Here is a 19,628-nt window from a genome sequence, read left to right as displayed (position 1 = left end):
GGCTCGGAGAAATCTGCGGGTCTTCCGTGGGAATATTTAGCCCATTAACCCACAAAATGTCCTGCGCTCAAAGCTGCTCACAACAACCAAGTTCGATTTCCAGAATTAGCCTTTAAAGCTCAAAACATTGGAGGATTTGAAGTTGTCCAGATACCTTATCGCAATATTTTCTTTGAGCTTAGTGGTTTCGCCTGCATCGGCACAAAATACAGAATGCAACGTGAATATGTTTGAAGGAACTCATCAAAGCAACATGGGAGCGGTTAAATGCACCGCTTCATCGCCTCAAGTGGCCAGTTGTTGCTACGGAAAAAATGAGTGTAACAGCAAGCTCTTCTTGAACATTGGCACCGATGGAACGATTACCGGGAATTGGTTGAACGAGAGAAAGCAGCGTGGGAAACTCGAATTCGAAGTGACCGCGAAATGCGAATTGGTATCTGCCCGTGGTGTCGGGGGAGATGAAACTGAAGAATGGCAATTTGGAGAGCCAAAGCGGAATTCCCAAGGCTGCTCTCTGGAGGATGTTGCAGAATTTTATAAGTTAGGGCGTGGCCGCGACCTTGAATGCAGGGCGGCGGGCGGTCGGCTGAATTGCTGCCAAGTTAAGTTACCCTTGGTTAGGCCGGAAAGGTTCGCATCATTCGATCCACTGAATCCGCCCACGGATATCCATTCTTTCGATTCACCATATAAAAAAGAGGAGCCGCAGTGTAACGAGCACAGCCTAAGCCTCGAACTCGAGGGCGAAAGAATGGTCGGTTGGAAGAATTTCACGGCACCATCCAATCAAAGGCCTGAAGTTTCACTTCCGCTTGATGCACAATGTCGCCTCACAAATGGGACAATTAACGATGGGGAAGAAAAGCCATTTCCTATCAGTTTAGACCTCAGCCGAGCAAACATTAAATCTGGTGATCCGGAAAACCAGTATGAAATTGCAGAGTATTGGATGCGTCAGAACGAGCCGCGCGTTGCAGTTTCGCATTTTGCAGCGGCGGCAAGAGACGGTCACGTTAATGCTCAGTTGGAACTTGCACGGCTCTTCGAACATGGCACGGATGGGGTTTGGCGCAATCTAGAGGAAGCACAACGCCTGTATTTGCTCGCAGCGGAGCAAGGATCGCAAGAAGCGCAACAAAAGGTGGAAGAGCGTTCAGCTGTGCTTCGAAAATTCGAAAAACTGGTTGAGCTCGCCGAAGGCGGTGATGCGGAAAGGCAGTATAATCTGGCAGCACTGTACGTAACTGGAGAGTATGTTGACACCGATTGGGAGAAAGCAGCTTATTGGCTCAAGGAAGCAAGCGATAGAGGTCATGCCGCGGCTATTGGCCAACTTGGCTGGTGGTACGCGTTAGGAATAGGTGGACTGCAATCAGATAAGGCAACTGCGCTTCAACTCTTGGAGAGGAGTATGGAACTGGGCAATGACTGGGCAATGATAAGCATGGCGCGCGTTATCTATGATGGCATTGAGGAGGTCGCAACCAAGGACTTTGAGGACGCCAGGACACTTTTGTGGCGCGCGCAAAACTCCTCAGATCCTGAAGTGGCGTCAGCTGCAACCTACTGGTTGTCCCTTATGCAAAGTGATCAAAAAGCTGTGGGCACACGCAACGTTATAGAGCAGCGAAGAGAGCAGATAGAAGCAATGGAGCGGGCAAATAATGCATTTGGTAATGCCGCGCACAGTGCTCTGCAAAACCTTGACTAAGTTAATCTGAAATTTGGGTAGTCTTTATGGCGAATTGATTTCTAATGCTCTCGCAGTCAGTTATCAAAAAGCTTGCCCCGCCAAACCGCCAGCACTAGCGACCACCCGTCAGCACCCGGAACCCCAGTCGTAAGCACCCGGTCAGCACCAATGGCGGTCGGCCTAGCTGTCTCGTCGGCACTAAGAAGCGGGTATACCAGCGGTTGAAAATGCCCCCGAAACCGCCCCAGTTTCGACCACCGGTTGGAAAAGCTCATAGCTTTCTTCGGTTGGAAAGGATTCCTACCACCCCAGCCAGTTCATCAGAAAATGGAACTACAGCAGGACCTTGGAGCCAAACCCTCCGAGAAATGCCCCAGTGTTTTCGGGTGTTACGCGTACGTTGGGCGGGCCCTCAGATGTCGTTGAAGGCCGAAGCCACAGCTCCATCTAACAAGCAAACTTTCAAAAATTTAAGAAGTTGCATATAATCTGGCGAATTACAGCAATCGATGGTCTCGTTCACGGGGCATGTCATGGGGGGATTCAAAGGAAATACATCCCAAGGGAATGGCAGCGAGTGGCATGCCTCTATGTCAGTCGCTTTGGCGCTTGGGCTGGGTTTCTTTGTTCTCACTTCAGTAGCTGGTGTACTGGGCGTAGGGTTAGTCGTTGGCTATCGCAACACCTCAGAGTTGCTGACGCAAAAGGCTCAACTCATAATTGGCACGCAGCATCAACAGGTGGAACGCTATCTAACTGCAGCGTCAGATCAAATCGATTTTATCGCGAGTAAGATATCGTTGGGGGAAGTTGAACCGGACGGCTCTGAAGAGTTCGTTAACCTGTTGCTTGGTGCCGTTTCAGCGACCCCTCAGATTCTTCGGATACAATTTGTTGACAGACAACAAGTCCTTACAGGTGTTGAACGTACCGAGGACGAGACGCTTCCCATATTCTCGAAACTTGGAGACGATGTCGACCTGCGCCACCTTGTCGACCAGACAATTGATACTGGAAAAGCTCATTGGGGCAAAATTCTCTGGCGTGAAGAATACGGCCAATCTGTGCTGAGTTACCAAAGGCCAATCGTTCAGCAAGGTACGATAGTCGGCGTCCTTTCAGCATGGGTTTCGGTCATAAAGCTATCTGAATTTTTGGCTGATCAGGAAATGGAATTCGGTGCAAACGTGTTCATTCTGTACGGTAGGAACGCTGTTTTAGCTCACCCACTCATGGCGTTTGGTTATGCCGGTTTAAACCGTGCTGTACCACTGCCACAACAAGACCGATTTTCCGATCCAATTGTTTCCGCGATGTGGCAGCCGAATGACCGTTTTAGTGTCGCGAAATACTTTCTAACCGGAGCGAACACCCGTTTCGTTGCCTACGCCGATTGGGAGTTTGTCATATTCTTCGAAGAGTTATCCGACTATGGCCCGCAGCCACTTACTGTAGCCACTTATTTTGAAGCCCATGACATTATTTCGGAAGCGGCTCGATTAAAATGGGCCATAATTTTCTGCCTTGTCATGGCGGTTATTTCAGCCGGTGTGGCGGCTTTGATTGGTCAGGAAATTGCCAAGCCCGTGCGCCGCTTGTCAGACAGTGCGAAGCGGGTGCATGATCTCGACATTTCGAATGTCGATGAAATCGAAGGATCCTTTTTCCGGGAATTGGATGAGGCGGCACGCTCGTACAATTTCATGCTTGAGGGCCTGCGCTGGTTTGAACTCTATGTGCCAAAGCGGTTGGTACGACAACTAATGCGTCAAAACGCAGGGAAGCACACAAAGTCATCCCACAGGGACGTGGTCATAATGTTCACAGATATTGTTGAGTTTACGACACTGTCGGAACATCTCACAGCTCCTCAAACGGCGTCGTTTCTGAATGATCATTTTGCAGGGCTGGCCAGCTGTATCCAGAATAACGGTGGTACCATCGACAAATTTATTGGGGACTCTGTGATGGCGATTTGGGGTGCTCTGGAGCATCAAGACGATGCGGCCGACTTGGCTTGCAATGCGGCGATTGATATCGGCAAGTGGATTGCGAATTACAATCAACATGAGCGAGTAGATGTAGGTTTAGCATATTCAGTTAGGCTGCGCATAGGTATCCACATAGGTCGCGTGGTCGTTGGAAACATCGGCAGCGAAGGGAGGCTCAGCTATACCGTAGTTGGCGATGCGGTAAATGTCGCTCAACGGCTAGAGGAAGCCGGAAGAGCTCTGGGCAATACCGAAGGGGAAGTGAATATTCTTGTTTCCAGTTCTGTACGAAGCGCGTTGGTCAATCCAATAGAGTTTGAGCGCATCGGCGCGCACAAACTTCGCGGAAGAGAGGAGTTAGTTGAAATATACTCCCTTGCAACAAACCAGCTATGAAGCCTGGGGTTTAGTGAACCCGACAAGCTAGAAGCGAAGTAATGGGGATACATAGGGCGAATGCCGACAAAAGTTCTGAACAGGTGCGGGATGTTTTTAAACCGATACTGGCTCTTGGATGAGCAGGCTGAGTTTCAACTGCGTTCGCTACCGAGGCATTAGCTTTAAACCTCCTAACATTCGCTCCTGTAAGGAAGGCAAAGCTATGCCCCAAATAACCGCCAACTCATGGCATGGGCTTTGAACGACCTCTTGGGCCCCATTCCAGCCAGTTCTTCAGTGCATGTGTGTCGTTCTGCTTGAAACACGACCTGTCAGGTCGGAGATTGTATTCTCGCCGAGCAAGACGGCGACTTCGGCTGACCCTGCTCGCCTTACTGTGCAACTCAATACAGCGTTAACCAAGCCACAGGTTTTCTGAAACCGCTGCGTGATTGTGCCTTAGATCAGTTAATCCCCTCCACACACGGGACGGGAAATTGGGTTACGCTGCCTGCAAGATATGACCGTCGTCACTTCATGAAAGCAGGAACTGTTCAAAGTATCGAGAAACAGCCACAGCCCCCCCACAAAAGGAAAGCCTCTGCCGATGGCAGAGGCTTTTTTAGTACAGTTTGAAAACCGTAGGTTATACGCGGCCTTTCCAAGGGATCAGCCAGCTTTCCAACTTGCGCATTCCGACTTCAATCGCAAAACCGATGATACCGATCACGATAATTCCCACGATGATGATATCGGTCAGCTGGAACTTCGAGGCCGTGACGATCATCTTGCCGAGGCCAACGTTAGCCGCAACCAGTTCAGCCGCAACAACCGTACCCCAACAGACCCCCATGGCCACCCGTGCACCCGTAAAGATGTCGGGTAGCGAGTTGGGTACAATCACCCGGCTCAGGATCTGCCACTTGGATGCACCCAGTGAATAGGCTGCGTGTACCTTGGTGATGGCCACACCTGACACGCCGGACCGGGCCGCAATTATCATGATCCACAAGGCTGCTAGGAACAGCAGGACAACCTTGCCAAGCTCTCCGATACCGAACCAGATGATGATTAGCGGAATCAACGCCAAAGGCGGGATAGGACGCATAAATTCAACAATCGGGTCGAACCATCCGCGTGCCCAGCCAGTTAGCCCCATGGCATAACCAATCGGAATACCCACAAGAGCACCAATCAGAAAGCCCAACAGAACCCTCTGTAGCGAATAGCGCGTATGCTGCAGCAGAGTGTAGCCTTGGTAGCCTTCCTTGTTCAACTCGATGAACCGTTGGAAGACAACCTCAGGGGCCGGCAAATAGAGCCGCGCCATACGCAGGCCTGTAGCCGGTGCAAAAGTTGGCGTGCCCTTGTCAGTCAGGCTTATCTCACCTTCTGGTGTCGAAATTTTGCCGCCCGGCTCAATCGGTGTGCCATTGATGGCAATGATCTTTGAGCCTTCTTTCTTAGACACTTCGTCGTTTTGCCAAACGTTGATCACCTTAAAGCCATAACGCGCCACAGTAAGCGTGTCATTCTTGGCAAAACCGTCCCCCGGTTCGACTTCTACGGCATCGGGCTCACGACCCGGTTCGCCGTTTTCATCAACCGTTTGCTGGATATCCTCACGATAGACACGCACTGTAACAGTAGCTTCATCAGTACTGCCATCATCTAACTGTGCGGTGTAGGTAAACGTGGTGTCGCCGGAATACGGCCCAGGCAGTTTTGGCAGCGGGATGGACGAGTTGGTGAAAGCCACCCACAGCCAGAATACGGTGATGACCGAGATGACTGAGGCAATCCGATTAGCTTTGATGGCGCTTTCGTCGCCAAAGGTTACCGTCTTGACCGAGTTGAAACCCTGGGGTTCGAACTGCTTCGGCAGCAGACGCTTTACGATGAACAGCGATCCGAAGAACGCCAGTACGTAGAGGACTAATACAAGAAGACCAATCACGCGCTTTCCTCCGCTCGGCCCATGATTTCTTCTTCCATGTTCCAGATCATTTCCAGGATTTCCTCGCGCGTACTAGCGTAATCCTTGTGTTTTTTCACGTCGCGCAAGTCATTGCCGGCACCAAGGTCGGCAAACGGCAGGCGATATTCCTTGTGCACGCGACCAGGACGCGGAGCCATCACCAGCAAACGCTCGCCCAAGAGCAAAGCTTCCTCAACCGAGTGGGTGATCAAGATAATTGTCTTGCCGGTGTCTTTCCAAAGGTCCAACACGAGTGATTGCATCTTTTCGCGAGTCAACGCGTCCAACGCACCCAAAGGTTCATCCATCAGGATCACGTCGGGCTCATTGGCCAGGCAACGTGCCAAGGCTACGCGTTGCTGCATACCGCCTGACAGTTCATAAACGGCCTTCTCCTTGAAGTCCGCAAGCCCAACGATATCCAAAAGGTGGTCTACCTTCTCTTTGCTCTCAGCGCGGCTGACTCCTTTCATATCCGGACCGAAACTAACGTTTTGACGGACGTTCATCCATTCAAACAGTGCGCCCTGCTGGAACACCATACCGCGTTCGGGGCCAGGGCCTTTCGCAGGTTTGTCGTTGAGCAGTATCTGCCCGTCGGTCGGGGCCAGAAAGCCCGCTACAATGTTCAGCAAGGTCGTCTTGCCACATCCCGACGGGCCTAGAACGCTCATCAATTCGCCGGACTTGATGTCCAACGTCACGTTTTTGAGCGCCTGCACGTGCCCGCCATTGGGCAGGCTGAAGCGCATCGAAATATTGTCTATGAGAAGTCCAGACACCTGGTCCCCCGTTGCCATCAGTGGGGCACGTTTTCACCAAGAAAACGAGCGGTTAGGTGGACGTGCTTGCCACGTCCACCCAGTTTCGAGCCAAGATTATTCTGACAGAGGCCCAGTGTTCACGTTGTCGGTGTATGAAGCCTTGGCCGCGTCGATCGAACCGGCGCCAACAAAGACGTCCGCTACACCCTTCATGAAGGTCTGTGCGCCACCGCCCAGCCACTTGTCAGACAGCTGTTCTTCAACAGTCGGGAACTTGAAGGTTGAGATGGTCGCCATCGCGTCCGCTTCCGACATACCTGCGTCCTTAGCAATGACTGGTAGCATTTCCGCGTGGTTGGCCTCATCGGCCCATTTGGCATTTGCCTCGGCGGTTACGGCCAAGAACTTAGCAACCAGGTCGGAATTTTCGGCCACATAGGAAGTTGGCGATGCGGTAACATCAAAGACGAGGATGCCCAGCTCTTCCTTTTCGTCGCCAGTCAGCAAGACGTTACCACTGTCCATCATGCGGCGCAGAGCACCACCCCAGCCACAGGCCATGTCGATCGAGCCTTGGCTCAAGGCGGCTTCACCTTCAGCTGGAGCCATGTCGACGATCTCTAGGCTGTCCAAATCCACACCGAAATGTGCCATTTGCGAAAGGAAGCCATAGTGGGCGGCAGTACCCAAGGGAACAGCAACCTTCTTGCCAGCCAGCTCCCCAGCGCTGTCCTTGTCGATTTCCAGATCCGAACGTACAACGCAGTTGTCATTTTCGGAGTAAGACACGGCCACATCAACGATCTGCAGGTCTTGGCCAGCCGAGGTAGCAACGACAAAAGGTGGTACACCCTGGCTCACGCTGAGCTGCACATCGCCCGCCGCCATTGCCGCCGACATAGCAGTACCGGTGTCAAAGCTGACCCAGTTAATCTTAACGCCCATAGCTTCTTCGTAGGCGCCGGTTTCCTTGGCGTATTGGAACGGCATCGGCCACTCCAAAAAGTAGGCCACGGTAATTTCATCTGCCGCCATCGCCTGGCCACCGCTGAGCATTGCCACTCCGGCTACGGCTGACATGAGTTTGGTTTTGATAGTCATTCCAGTATTTCTCCCATTGGACTAGTTGTGCCTCCTGACACCTAGATTACCATCAGACGACAGTCCCTTAGGGTGTTGGAAGCTTCTGTTTATGAACCACCATCGGAGCTGAAATGGCTTTTGAGATCAATTATTTTGTGGGAAAGCGGCCAGAAGTTTGTTCTTTGCTTTGCGTAAACTCCAACACGCCCTCGATTTAAATTTATATTTTACAGATACTTACTCGATAACTCGATTTTACGCCCTTGAAATTTGGATATAAGCAACCCTTAATCTGGCACCATTGGAGCTCATGATCTCTCGGTGAAGCACTTCCAAAGCAACACACGACTTACATCTCATCTCAAGACGTAAGCTGATACCTCAGCAAAGGTGATCGCTTTAAGGCAGACAATGGCCATCGAATGTTTGTGTGATGGGGTTTCGGCGCGGCTAGTACGCCTCGCAAACTTCTCGTTAAGGGCTGAATTGAAAAGCCGATCTTCAATTGAATAGTCCACTTTACCGCAGGCCCAAGGCCACTGTTGTTTGAGGGCCACCGCTACCAATCCAGCGCCCCATATCCAAATCCACGCATTCGGCTGCTTTGGCGATAGAAAAAGCTTGGACCGTATCACCCAATCCGAATTCACTACTCGCGCCAGTTGAAGTGCCATCGGTGACCACAACGGGCAAGATTGTTCGTGAGATCAAATTCAGGCTTTCAGGCAGGTCAAAGAGAATGACCGGTTGAATATTCAGCATCCAACAGAGGCCGTCGTAATCAACTCCGGTGCTTTCATCCTAATTTAGCTGGAACGGTACACCGATAAGCGCAGGAATGGGATTCGCTAACTGCCAGGCTAGGCCCTCCGCATGAGGCTGCGCCGCAACGGCGTTCGCCCTCAAAAAATTTATCAACGAAGAATCCCGAAACCCTTACGCGAAGCAATCTTCTTATCCTTTTCAAATGGTCTTTGTGCGGGTGTTCGAAAGATGGTGATAAATATGAGTTTGGCGAAACAGAAGGCGTGCCGCAGCCAGATTCACAATGCTTCCATGTTAGCCCGAATAAGTCTGATTGGACCGTCACGCCCACGCATGCTCAGATACCGCGCAATGGTCAGGCTTGAACGACTGAGGCCAATGCCCATAAGCTCAAAAAACCGAACAAGAAATTTGTTGATTCAGTCAACCAGCGGGTCAAAGATCATTTTAGTGTTTTCTCTTAATCGAGGTAAAACAATGAAATTTTCAAAACTTCTTTCAATACTCTCACTCACCGTTCTGCCAATCGAGGCCCTTGGACAGTCCTCTGCGTTGCAAGATGCGTATCAACAGTTTCCTGATTTTCCCGCAATCACCGTATATGTCGGAAAAGAGATCGTTACGATGAATCCCGACGCTCCGCGGGCAGAAGCCGTAGCAGTCAAAGACGGCCGTATAGTGGATGTAGGGGCTCTGGCTGATCTCGAACAACGCCTCCCCGAAGGAAGCTTTTCAATTGACCGTGCATTTGAGGACAAGGTGATTGTTCCCGGGTTTATCGAACAGCATCTACACCCGTTGCTTGGCGCGTTGGTGATGATGTCAGACGCCATCATCTCGATTGAAGACTGGGAGACCCCGAACGGTTTTGCTCCGCTCGCTATTGATGAGGACGCCTTCAGAAGCCGTCTGGTTGAAGCGGTCGAGAGTTTCGATGCAAGCACCGGTCGTCCGATGATGGTCTGGGGGTATCACTCGACCTGGCACGGTGACATGAGCCGAGCGATCCTTGACGAACTGGTGCCGGATGTTCCGGTCGCTGTTTGGCAGCGGTCAACACATGAGATGTATTTCAATTCTCTGGCTCTAAAGCAGTTGGATATCACTGCGGATTACATTCAAAGCTGGCCAAATCAACTTGCGATCTCTCAGGCTGACCTTGAGAATGGGCATTTTCTAGAGGCGGCTTTCTGGGAACATGTTTTCTTTGAAAAGTTCGCGCCCGCTTTCGCGTCTATCGACGGAGTCATGGACGCGCTGGAATACACACAGGACTACTACCACAGCAACGGTATCACGACCCTGGCAGAACCCGCAGGTCCCGTGGATCAAAACGCTCAGGCATTGGTTGCCGAAGCGTTTGGGCCGGATGACACGCCGTTCAATTTCTACTTCATTCCGGATGGACGCACATTGGGTGGGATGTATCTCAACTCTGACGGACCCGAACGGATGCTGGCCGAAACCGTAGCCATGTTGGAATGGAGCGAAGGCAGAACGCAATTCATGCCCAAACAGATCAAGCTCCTTCTGGACGGCGCAATCTATAGCCAGTTGATGATAATGCGCGACGGATACACCGATGGCCACGAAGGCCAATGGATTATGACGCCAGAGTTTTTTGAGGAAGTGTTCGATGTATACTGGGACGCCGGGTATCAGATCCACATTCACAATCTGGGCGATGGCGGGTTGGATATCGTCCTCGACACGCTAGAAGCTGCGATGCAACGTAATCCACGCTACGATCATCGCACGGTGATGGTACACTTTGGGTATGCCCAACCGGACCAGATCGCCCGCATTAAGGATCTGGGGGCGCTTGTGAGCGCGAATGCGGTCTACACTCCGACTTTGGCTGACAAATATGCGGCAGATGGCGTGGGTCGCGAACGGACTGAACGCATGGTTCCTCTGGCTGACGCAGTGAATTCTGGCATTCCCATATCGCTGCATTCTGACATGCCGATGGCTCCGGCTGTTCCGCTCAAGTTCATGTGGGCGGCAGTCAATCGTGTTGCAACCAGTGGGTGGGTGCCAGGGCCGGATCAAAGAATTAGTGCGGAGGAAGCGCTCAAAGGGATAACGATTGGTGCGGCGTATTCCTTGCGGTTGGAAAATGAGATCGGCTCGATTGAACGCGGCAAACTCGCGAATTTCACGATCCTCGAAGACAACCCGCTGACAGTCGACCCCATGAAACTGGAAGAGATCGGTGTTTGGGGCACGGTCTTACAAGGTCGGCTGCAACCTGTACCGGATGAAAGTGACCCGGATGACAGGGCAGATATCCAACTGGAAAATGATGACAGGATGCTTGAAGCCGCGCTGCGCCATGCGCGAAACAAGGCACACTATCACGATCACTCGCCGAAGAAGCTCAAGGGCCTACCGGCTTTCAACTAAAAGAGTACATGGAAAAAACTGCAAGCATACGTCCCATAGCTGAGGACGACTACGAAGTCTGGTGCCAACTTTGGAAGCAATACCTCGCCTTCTACGAAACTTCGGTGAGCGACGAAGTCTATCGCACATCGTTCTCTCGAATGATGTCAGGCGATACCGGTGAATTTCAGGGGTTGTTGGCAGTAGTGGACGGTAAGCCGATTGGTCTGGCCCATTACCTGTTCCACCGATCCATGTGGAGCGTGGAAAACACCTGCTACCTGATGGATTTGTTCGTCGACCCAAACACACGGGGTGGAGGTATCGGTCGCGCATTGATCGAAGCTGTGCATAACAAGGCGGCCGAAAACGGTATCACGACTACGTACTGGATGACGCAGGAGTTCAATTACAAAGGTCGAATGCTCTACGATCAGATCGCAGAGAAGACGCCGTTCTTAGTCTACGAGAAGCATTGATCTGAAATCGTAACGAAGGGGCGAGGTCAGACCATGACCCAAACACGACGACGGTTTTTGATTGCCACTACGCTAAGCGCTGGAAGCGCGCTTAGCCCCATTGGTGCGCTTGCACTGGACACGGAGCCCACGCAACTGAACTGGAAGGATCTTGCACCCGGATCGGATACCACGGTCGTTCAACGTCTGCGGAACGGAGGGATTGTCCAACATGGTGAATTGTCAAAACCAGTGGATATCGAAAAAGGGTCCAAACTAACCGCGCAATTCGACGGCCAACGCGTTCAGATTCCCGGCTATCTTGTGCCCCTGAAGTTAGAGCAAGGTCAGGTTCTTTCAGCCTTGCTCGTGCCGTACGTCGGAGCGTGCATCCACGTTCCACCACCCCCGCCGAACCAATTGATCCATCTGACACTCAATGAACCTTACAAGATGGATAAATTGTTCGAGCCCGTCTGGGTGACAGGCATCTTCTCAGCCAACGAATTCGAAACCTACCTAGCCAAAGTCGGATACGCGATGACGGTTGAGGACATCACTCGATACTTCTGAAGCTTGGACCTTCGATGTGTCCACGCCCCATCCAACAATCACTTCTGTTTGAGGCTTCGATTTGTAATTCAGGGTAGTTGCACAGTGCCGGAATGGTTTTTGAACACTTCTATTCCCGAATTTGAGGGAGGACGATGATCCAAACGGTTAAAACTGTTGCTCTTGCGATGCGCGTTACTCACTAGGAACTTAGCCCATTCAGCGTCGGTTAAACCGTCCCGCAATCACTCCCGACCGCGTATCAGTTTTCAAGCGTGTTTTTGTAGATAACGCCATCCTTCATAATAATGAGAAAGTTGGCGTCTGGGTCGACCAGCAGGTTGATGTCCTCAATCGGATCGCCGTCAACTAGGATCAAGTCGGCGTATGCCCCCGCCTCGATCACTCCCAGCGGACCCTGCTGATAAGGGTTTCGCGGGCCTGACAACTCCAACAGCTTTGCTGTGTTATAGGTGGCCTGTTGCAACACTTCTGCACCTGACCACCACCAACCACGACGTTCAAACTCAAGGTTTTGCATTGCCATCAATTCAGGCGCGCCGAACAGGTCCACACCAAAGGCGATGGGGAGATCGTATTTTTTGATTAAGGCAACATAGTTCTCAACATTGTCACGCAGTGGTGCGCCCTTCTCGATAGTCGCGGGGTCGCCTGCCGCCAACATTTCTTCATCCGGTGTGAAAATGAGAAACTGTGGATTGAGAATGGCACCTGCATCGCGGATGGCACGAATAGTCTCCTCTTCGAAAATCATGTTGCCGTGATCGATGCTCTTTACCCCACCCTCGAGTGCTCGGATGACAGATTCATCCGTGTAGGCGTGAACGATTACGTAGGTGTTCCAATCCTCAGCGGCCTCTACTGCGGCGCGGATCTCTTCGGGGCTGTAGTGGGTCGTGTCCAGTGGATCGTAGGGAGTCGAGTTACCTCCACCCAAGCTGATTTTGATCTGAGTGGCCCCGAGGCGCAGCACCTCGCGCGTAGCCGCCCGCACTTCGGAAACCCCATCAGCAATGAATGACCATTCGCGCTCAAAGGCCGTTCGATCAGTTCGTTGCCGATGATGGGTGTCATTGTATAGGCGGAAATCAAAGTGACCGGATGTCTGCCCGATCCAGTGTCCGGAACTAAAGATGCGCGGCCCGGGAACGATCCCCTCATCAATGGCCTTGGCAATACCGTAGGACGGACCACCCGCATCCCGTAATGTCGTAAAGCCCCGCATCAACATTCGCTCCGCTTCACGCGTGACGAGCGCACCGGTGTATGACCAATGTAGGTTATATGCCAAGGCCAAGGGAGAAGTCGGCAACATTATATGATTGTGGCCGTCTATCAGTCCCGGAATTAAAGTCCGCCCTTGCCCGTCAATGATCTTGGCGCCATTCGGTTCAATTGGGTCGGTGGAAACCTCGGCAATCAAATTACCTTCGACGAGCACATTGGCGTTCTCGATCACCACCGCGTTTTCGCTGTCAAAAACGTCGACGTTTACAAATATGGTTCGCAGTGAGTTGTCTTGAGCGGTCGCTCCGAAAGCCAGCAAGATCATTATTGCGGCGGAGAGAATTGTCCGCACTGAGACCACACGCATTGTTTGCACCCATTCGAATGTTTTTGACCACGAAGTAGAATTGCTTGCGAGTCCACCTGAGTCAACTTGGCCACGAGCTCCGACTAAACTTGGATATCTGAGCTACCCGACGATGCAACCGGCTGAGAAGATTGGCGTTGTTTCCATCAGCGTATTTTGGCGGCCGATAGATCAGCCTAGAAAACGAGACCCATTTTGTGAGAGAGTTCGATAACAGCCAAAGCGGATGATACATCTGGATGAAGTCACTCACGCTGGCGAACTATTTGGGTATTGGAGGTTACAGTGAGCGGCGAAGACAAAAAACCCATCCCAGCGCATGTGGAACTAGACCCCGATCACGAAGATGCCATCGTTCGTTGGTGTAACCGCATGATCCGCCACGGTGTCAGGGCATTATCGATCCTAATGCTCGGGATCATCCTTCTGGCTATTATCGACGCCGGGTTCACAACATTTCTGAAGTTGATGGAACCACCTGTTTACATCTTGGAGGTAAGCGACCTACTCGCGGTTTTCAGTGCAGTGTTGGTCGTTCTTATTGCGATAGAGATTTACACGAATATAACACTCTATTTGACCGCCGACGTTATCCACATAAAGCTTGTTGTCGCGACAGCCTTGATGGCGGTTGCTCGAAAAATCATCACACTTGACGACAAAAACTTGGAGCCTCAGTACTTTCTTGGTTACGCGGCCATAGGCCTTGCATTGGGCGTAACGTACTGGCTGATAGACAGAAAACCTTAAGCCGCTCTATTTTTTCCAAAACGCCGACAAAGCTGTTGGCAAGGCCTGAAGCAGCGTTCTGTACTGCGTATACGGTCCTGCTCATCTCTTGGTTATCTCACAGGATCGTTGGATACTTCTGAAAGCTGCCCTATTGCCAAATGCTTCCAAGAATAGCTTTGCGGCGCTTGTCGGACACTCGAGGCGCGGTGTTTAAAAGTTGCGCCTTATCATCCGTTTTCGGGAAGCTGCTCCTTGTAACCCACTTTCGCAGACCTTTGACTGGATCCCCAAATCTGAGCGATATGCGCTATATGGCATTAACCTCCGCGCCGGAGGCCTATGCCATACAGCGCAGCCAATGGAGCACTGGTCATGTAATGAACTATCTTCGCATCCAACAGAGCAGTTGGGGTCCATTACCTTGGCGCTTCATGGTGGCAGCACCAAATAGTCGTGGAGTCAGATTTTTCGCAAATATGCCCACGACACATATCCCTTTAGCCCTCTCGCGCGATTTAAGGATACTTTGCACCACCGGGTGCCACCGGTTTGTTCGCACGTATGAACCTTTAAAGCAGTTCCATTAGGAAGCCCTACGATCACATTGAAACCCGTGCCCGGACCAGCACGTAGTTTTAGCATGTCTCCCTCTTCAACACCGAAAACCTCGTATTTTCCGAGTGAGGCCGCTGTTGCAGCCCCAGCGTGAATGAAAGTTCCTAATAGAAATGTCGCCAATGTTAAAATGATTGCGCTACGCATCGCATTATCCTGCTTGTTGCCTCAACCACTATGATAGCGAGCCAGATCAATAAGAGGAACAACCCGAATGTCTAACGACATCGGGTTCGCAATGGTTCGATGATTAGAATGCACATTTACATTGCCCTGAACCCTGCGCAGAACTGACGGTATGTCAGTTATCGAATATGTCTATTCGGCCCATTCCGCTTTTGCCTATCTCGGTTCGGCTGAGCTTCAACGGATATGTGCTGATCATCAGGTCACCCTGATCCACAAACCTGTGCTTTTGTCCCCCGTTGTAGAGGCACAGGGGAGTCTACCGTTTCATGCGCGTACGCAGGCACACGTAGACTATTTCTTCGGTCGAGAGATTGAACGATGGGCTGAGTACCGGGATGTCCCGGTCATTCGGTTTCGCCCTACCTTTCATGATGCAGACTACAGCCTTGCCTCGGGCATGATTATTGCCTTGGGTGAAACAGGGCCTGGCCCGGATGCTATGGCACATCGCTTGCTAGAGGCGCATTGGCGCGATGACGCGGATTTATCTGACAGGGACACATTGGCAGAAATTGCCGTAGAACTTGGCCACGATGCCAAAGCGCTGCTTGAGATGGCGGGATCAGACCCAATTCAACAACAATTGTCTGCAAACTCTGATTGGGCGCGTGCACAGGATGTATTCGGCTCGCCCACTTATATCGTGAACGGAGATCCGTTTTACGGACAAGACCACTTAGATTTGGTGAAGCGCGCGCTTTCTAAGCCCTTTGAACCTTCGTCTTGGACTAATCCAGCAGTAGGCTAATGCGTGTTCGGTTGTAGCCCACGACGGCTTCATTCCATGGGCGCTACATAGTACCAAGCGCGCAAAGCCCCCTCTCGGGCGAAAACATCCACTTCGCCTGAGCCCGTGGCGAAAACGATCCGGTATACATCGTCATTCAAGGAGACGTGGGTGCCAAATTGGGCTGGATCAACGCTGTAGTGGGTTTCAAAGACTTCACGAACGTCTGCTATTGGCGGATTTTCTTCCGCATCATCCTTTAGACTCAACAACACCTCTTGCCAGAATACCGGTTGAGCACCTTCAATCTGGCCATCGGCCCCAAAGCCATTTTCCGCAATACATGTGCGGCAAAGACCTTCAGCGTCATTCCAGGTGAGGTTTTGGGGATCAAAATAGATCGTTTCAGGCTGAGTTTGAGTATTGCCCGACAAGGATACATCGACCCCAGATACGATGTGCAAGTCTCCTTCGCCAAAGATTGTTGCTTCATCGCCCTTGTTCCAAAATTCGAACGCTCCGTCGTTGCTCAGATACTTTGCGCCCGATGCACCTCGCGCTCTCTCGGCGATGAATGACTTTTGATACTCTCCGTCGGCCTCAAGAAAACTGACCTGAACACTATCGTCTGCCCTGTAGTGGGCTTGAAACCTTACACCTTCGTCCGAGGCATAAGTGACCGGGTCACCAACGAACGGAGAGTCGACGTAGTCAAACTTGACCTTACCCACGACGGCGATCGTCACGAGGGCCAAGAAGGGAATAATTATAAGGTATTTCATGTGACCCAAATAATTGCGCCGGTTATCACTTTGCAGCTTGGTTTCCGTTACGTCGCAGAAAAATCACTTGCGAGATGCAATCACCGTGGACCAAGACAACGGAAACAAAATCGCAGGATCATTGCCATGCAGCCTCTTTCGAAACCAGCCGTTGTTCTTTCTGGGCTCGTCGCCCTTCTGCATATCGCATTTCTTGCGCTTGAGATGTTCTTTTGGGATCACCCGATTGGTCGCAGCATCTTCGACATGAGCCCAGAGGAATCTGCAACTTCGGCACCTTTGGCGATGCAGCAGGGTTTGTATAACGGCTTCCTCGCTGCGGGCCTCGGTTGGGGAATTGTCGCGCGCCGCAGGGATGTACTGACGTTCTTCCTAAGCTGCGTCATTGTCGCCGGCGTTTTTGCCGCGCTTACCGTGAAGCCAAGCATCGTGTTTAGCCAAGCCTTACCAGCAATATTGGCCCTTTTCTTTGTTCTACGCTCTAAAACCTCGGCATAAGCGGCAGTTCTGAGGATACTCCGCTGGTTCTCCTGGTTCAGGTTGACGACAGAGTTTGGAACAGCTTCCGGACACAGCTTCAGTCTGAGAACCCAGACGGCTTTCGAGCCTATGCTCGCTTTATGACCGATGACGCGTATGTCGGTCTCAGCGAAGATGAGGCGCGAAAAACGTTTGCCGAGGAAGATCGACGCCTGATCCTGAACGTGACGACGGTGCGAATGACCCAAGAGCGGGTTCTTACTTTGACAGCCGCACTCTCGAATACCGCGTTGGCATGCCACTTTGAGTGATTGCTTCTGTGATCACAGCGACATCTTTAATTCGTACTGCCCGTTTAACTCAGCTGCCCCTAAACGAGACATCAAACCACGAAACGCTTGATCTGTACGGCAAACATTGATCAACCTCAGATCGAGCGCGGGCAGACGGTTTTGAATTTCTGCAATCAAAGCTGTTGCGATCCCGTTGCGTCGAGCGTTCGTACGCACAGCAATTTGGTGTATCGTTCCTGTTTCAGGATGAACCGCTGCATAAGCCGTGAGTTCTTTACCCTCGTACAATGCCAGGCAAAGCAACTGACCGGATATTGCGTTCAGCGATTGCGTGTCGTTTTGCCAAGACGGCTCCCAGTCGCAAAGGTCATTTGCTATTGGCGAAATATGATCCCAAGGAACTTGCTTGAACGGCAATGAGGCGGCGTTAAACCGGCCAGAAGATGGAAGGTTATAGCAATCAAGTAGCCTTTGCTTCTCCATACCCAATGACACGTACAGCGCCGCGGCGGTGTCATTGTTGCGCAGAACTTCCAACTGAAAGGAATGCACGCCTGCGGAACGTAAGAAGGCAATGCTTTCATTAGCCATTGCGCGTGCGATGCCACGGGATCGATGGGCCGGCCGAGTACCGCTAGAGATCAAATACGCGCGGTCGTTGCGGATAGAAGTCAGCCATATGCCTGCAATCCGATCATCAATGGTCGCAACGCGAGAGCTGAGCAAGTCTAAGCCGCGCTGCTGCATCATGTCTGCGAATTGCCTCGAATTGAGCTGGAGAGGAACCGCATAGTCCGAGAAGGCATCAAGCACAGCCTCTCGCAAAGCATCCATCGAACAGCCCGATGCAGACGTGATTATCCGTGCAGACATAGTATATGTTCCCGGCCCGAAGAACTTGAATGTAGTTCTGAATAGAAATTAGTCCGAAAGTAAGCGGCGCTTAGCGCTGGCACAATGAGCTAGCGCTTGGTCTGTTTGCCATAGCGTTGGTCACTTTTCTATCGAACCAACGCTTCGTACTCCTCCCTTACACCTTCATTGATCGAAATACCTAGCTGGCCATCATGCAGCCGGTCAGTCTGATCCTTGAGGGGACCAGAAATTCAAATAAAGCTTGAGGACAAACGTTCGGATGCGAAAACGAGCACATCACGTTTCCCAAACCCTTTATCGCGTTCACTGAACTTCGTCCGCCATGCCTCTCCATTGGGAACGATGGCCTGTCGAAAACCGCGCTCGGTGATCACATCCATCACGGCTTCGACCACGGAATCCGGCAGGGCATCGTTTGAAAACCAAAATGACGTCAGCGCGTCAGCTCAGCCAAATTAGCGCGCCCAATCTGCTTATGGCGTTGCTCACATTTGTCGTTCCAATTTTTGTCCGGCGTCATTTCCCTCGGCTGCACACGCGTCAAGATACCGCCGAACGGTGTTTTTCATTCCAAAGGTCAGCGCATCACAGAACAGAGCGTGGCCGATGGACACTTCGGCGATACTAGGGATACGCGCGATCAGTTTGTTCGTCCCCGAGACGGTCAGATCATGCCCTGCGTTAATCCCTAGACCCAGTTCTTCAGCAGCAGTTGCAGCAGCTGCCAAACGGTCGAGTTCCTGTTTCTCGGCGTTCGCATCGTCATAAGAACTGCCAAACGGGCCTGTGTAAAACTCTACCCTATCTGTCCCCGTGCGCGCCGCGCTAGCCATCTGGCTTGAATCTGGATCAGCGAAAAGAGAAACGCGATGCCCATTCGACTTGAGCAACGAAACCACCTCTGCAAGCATCGCATCATGCAGGTCAAAATCCCAGCCATGGTCGCTGGTTGCTTGCGCCGGATCGTCTGGCACCAGTGTGACCTGATCCGCGCGCACTTCCTGAACAAGTGACAGAAACCGCGCGTCCGGATAGCCTTCGACATTCAGTTCGCGGTCCGAAAACTCTGCATCCAGCAATGCTCGCAATGCACGAACGTCGCCAGGACGGGTGTGGCGCTCATCTGGCCGGGGGTGGACCGTCACCCCGGCCGCACCAGCAGTCAGGGCAATTCGGGCCAAGTCCACTATATCCGGCCACGGATGTTCTCTTCTGTTGCGCAGCAAGGCTGCGACATTCAGGTTTACTGATAAGTCCGTCATCAGCTTG

General features: G+C 51.8%; 18 protein-coding genes. 9 read left to right on the top strand and 9 right to left on the bottom strand.

All coding sequences use genetic code 11. The annotated features are described in order from the left end of the window. Positions 1-142: 142 nt before the first annotated feature. On the top strand, positions 143-1,714 hold the full coding sequence (locus ACR0EO_RS08005) for a tetratricopeptide repeat protein (RefSeq protein WP_480688710.1): 1,572 nt from the start codon (positions 143-145) through the stop codon (positions 1,712-1,714). Positions 1,715-2,229: 515 nt separating this feature from the next. Then, positions 2,230-4,083, top strand: coding sequence for an adenylate/guanylate cyclase domain-containing protein (locus ACR0EO_RS08000; RefSeq protein ID WP_480688708.1), 1,854 nt, complete (start codon positions 2,230-2,232; stop codon positions 4,081-4,083). A gap of 628 nt (positions 4,084-4,711) precedes the next feature. Here the strand turns inward: ACR0EO_RS08000 and ACR0EO_RS07995 are convergent. The 4 genes from ACR0EO_RS07995 to ACR0EO_RS07980 all read right to left on the bottom strand — a co-directional run bounded on the left by ACR0EO_RS07995 (position 4,712) and on the right by ACR0EO_RS07980 (position 8,652). Next, the gene (locus ACR0EO_RS07995) at positions 4,712-6,022 is read right to left on the bottom strand and encodes an ABC transporter permease (protein WP_480688706.1); all 1,311 of its coding nucleotides are present in this window, start codon (positions 6,020-6,022) and stop codon (positions 4,712-4,714) included. Beyond that, positions 6,019-6,825: an ABC transporter ATP-binding protein gene (locus ACR0EO_RS07990; protein ID WP_480688705.1), complete on the bottom strand. Its 807-nt coding sequence runs from the start codon at positions 6,823-6,825 to the stop codon at positions 6,019-6,021. Before ACR0EO_RS07990 ends, ACR0EO_RS07995 begins: the two co-directional genes overlap by 4 nt. 96 nt (positions 6,826-6,921) lie before the next feature. After that, the gene (locus tag ACR0EO_RS07985) at positions 6,922-7,908 is read right to left on the bottom strand and encodes a taurine ABC transporter substrate-binding protein (protein WP_480688703.1); all 987 of its coding nucleotides are present in this window, start codon (positions 7,906-7,908) and stop codon (positions 6,922-6,924) included. A gap of 501 nt (positions 7,909-8,409) precedes the next feature. Further along, entirely contained in the window at positions 8,410-8,652 is a 243-nt protein-coding gene (locus tag ACR0EO_RS07980; RefSeq protein ID WP_480688701.1) for a hypothetical protein, read from the bottom strand. A gap of 480 nt (positions 8,653-9,132) precedes the next feature. Between ACR0EO_RS07980 and ACR0EO_RS07975 the strand changes: the two genes are divergently transcribed. From ACR0EO_RS07975 to ACR0EO_RS07965, 3 genes are read left to right on the top strand one after another with little or no spacing between them, the layout of a single operon-like run. Continuing rightward, complete coding sequence (locus ACR0EO_RS07975; protein WP_480688699.1) at positions 9,133-11,061, top strand: amidohydrolase; 1,929 nt, start codon at positions 9,133-9,135, stop codon at positions 11,059-11,061. A gap of 8 nt (positions 11,062-11,069) precedes the next feature. Beyond that, positions 11,070-11,519, top strand: a complete 450-nt coding sequence (locus ACR0EO_RS07970; protein ID WP_480688697.1) for an N-acetyltransferase family protein — start codon at positions 11,070-11,072, stop codon at positions 11,517-11,519. Positions 11,520-11,552: 33 nt separating this feature from the next. Next, complete coding sequence (locus ACR0EO_RS07965) at positions 11,553-12,071, top strand: DUF3299 domain-containing protein (protein WP_480688695.1); 519 nt, start codon at positions 11,553-11,555, stop codon at positions 12,069-12,071. Positions 12,072-12,312: 241 nt separating this feature from the next. Here ACR0EO_RS07965 and ACR0EO_RS07960 read toward each other — a convergent pair whose 3' ends face one another. Then, positions 12,313-13,665 carry a metal-dependent hydrolase family protein gene (locus ACR0EO_RS07960; RefSeq protein ID WP_480688693.1) on the bottom strand — a complete coding sequence of 451 codons (1,353 nt, stop codon included), beginning with the start codon at positions 13,663-13,665 and terminating at the stop codon, positions 12,313-12,315. 285 nt (positions 13,666-13,950) lie between these two features. Between ACR0EO_RS07960 and ACR0EO_RS07955 the strand changes: the two genes are divergently transcribed. Further along, complete coding sequence (locus ACR0EO_RS07955) at positions 13,951-14,415, top strand: phosphate-starvation-inducible PsiE family protein (RefSeq protein WP_480688691.1); 465 nt, start codon at positions 13,951-13,953, stop codon at positions 14,413-14,415. Positions 14,416-14,856: 441 nt separating this feature from the next. On the opposite strand, the gene ACR0EO_RS07950 is transcribed toward ACR0EO_RS07955, so the two are convergent. Further along, a complete protein-coding gene (locus tag ACR0EO_RS07950) occupies positions 14,857-15,159 on the bottom strand; it encodes an SH3 domain-containing protein (protein ID WP_480688689.1) in 303 nt (100 codons plus the stop codon). A 151-nt stretch (positions 15,160-15,310) separates the two neighbouring features. On the opposite strand from ACR0EO_RS07950, the gene ACR0EO_RS07945 reads away from it, so the two are divergent. Further along, positions 15,311-15,949 carry a DsbA family protein gene (locus ACR0EO_RS07945; RefSeq protein WP_480688687.1) on the top strand — a complete coding sequence of 213 codons (639 nt, stop codon included), beginning with the start codon at positions 15,311-15,313 and terminating at the stop codon, positions 15,947-15,949. Between the two features lie 29 nt (positions 15,950-15,978). Here ACR0EO_RS07945 and ACR0EO_RS07940 read toward each other — a convergent pair whose 3' ends face one another. Further along, positions 15,979-16,710: an MliC family protein gene (locus ACR0EO_RS07940; RefSeq protein ID WP_480688685.1), complete on the bottom strand. Its 732-nt coding sequence runs from the start codon at positions 16,708-16,710 to the stop codon at positions 15,979-15,981. A 126-nt stretch (positions 16,711-16,836) separates the two neighbouring features. Here ACR0EO_RS07940 and ACR0EO_RS07935 point away from each other — a divergent pair, with 126 nt between their 5' ends. Continuing rightward, positions 16,837-17,208 carry a DUF1304 domain-containing protein gene (locus tag ACR0EO_RS07935; protein ID WP_480688683.1) on the top strand — a complete coding sequence of 124 codons (372 nt, stop codon included), beginning with the start codon at positions 16,837-16,839 and terminating at the stop codon, positions 17,206-17,208. Continuing rightward, positions 17,205-17,501 (top strand): DUF6924 domain-containing protein, encoded by a 297-nt coding sequence (locus ACR0EO_RS07930; RefSeq protein ID WP_480689740.1) that lies wholly within the window; start codon positions 17,205-17,207, stop codon positions 17,499-17,501. The genes ACR0EO_RS07935 and ACR0EO_RS07930 overlap by 4 nt, the downstream gene beginning before the upstream one ends. 12 nt (positions 17,502-17,513) lie before the next feature. Here ACR0EO_RS07930 and ACR0EO_RS07925 read toward each other — a convergent pair whose 3' ends face one another. Together ACR0EO_RS07925 and ACR0EO_RS07920 are read right to left on the bottom strand one after the other, a co-directional pair. Beyond that, positions 17,514-18,356, bottom strand: a complete 843-nt coding sequence (locus ACR0EO_RS07925; protein ID WP_480688681.1) for a GNAT family N-acetyltransferase — start codon at positions 18,354-18,356, stop codon at positions 17,514-17,516. Positions 18,357-18,844: 488 nt separating this feature from the next. Next, the gene (locus ACR0EO_RS07920) at positions 18,845-19,621 is read right to left on the bottom strand and encodes a pyridoxine 5'-phosphate synthase (RefSeq protein ID WP_480688679.1); all 777 of its coding nucleotides are present in this window, start codon (positions 19,619-19,621) and stop codon (positions 18,845-18,847) included. Positions 19,622-19,628: the final 7 nt, after the last annotated feature.

The organism is Ruegeria sp. BE9, from assembly GCF_056538765.1.
This window is presented reverse-complemented; position numbering and strand designations above follow the sequence as displayed.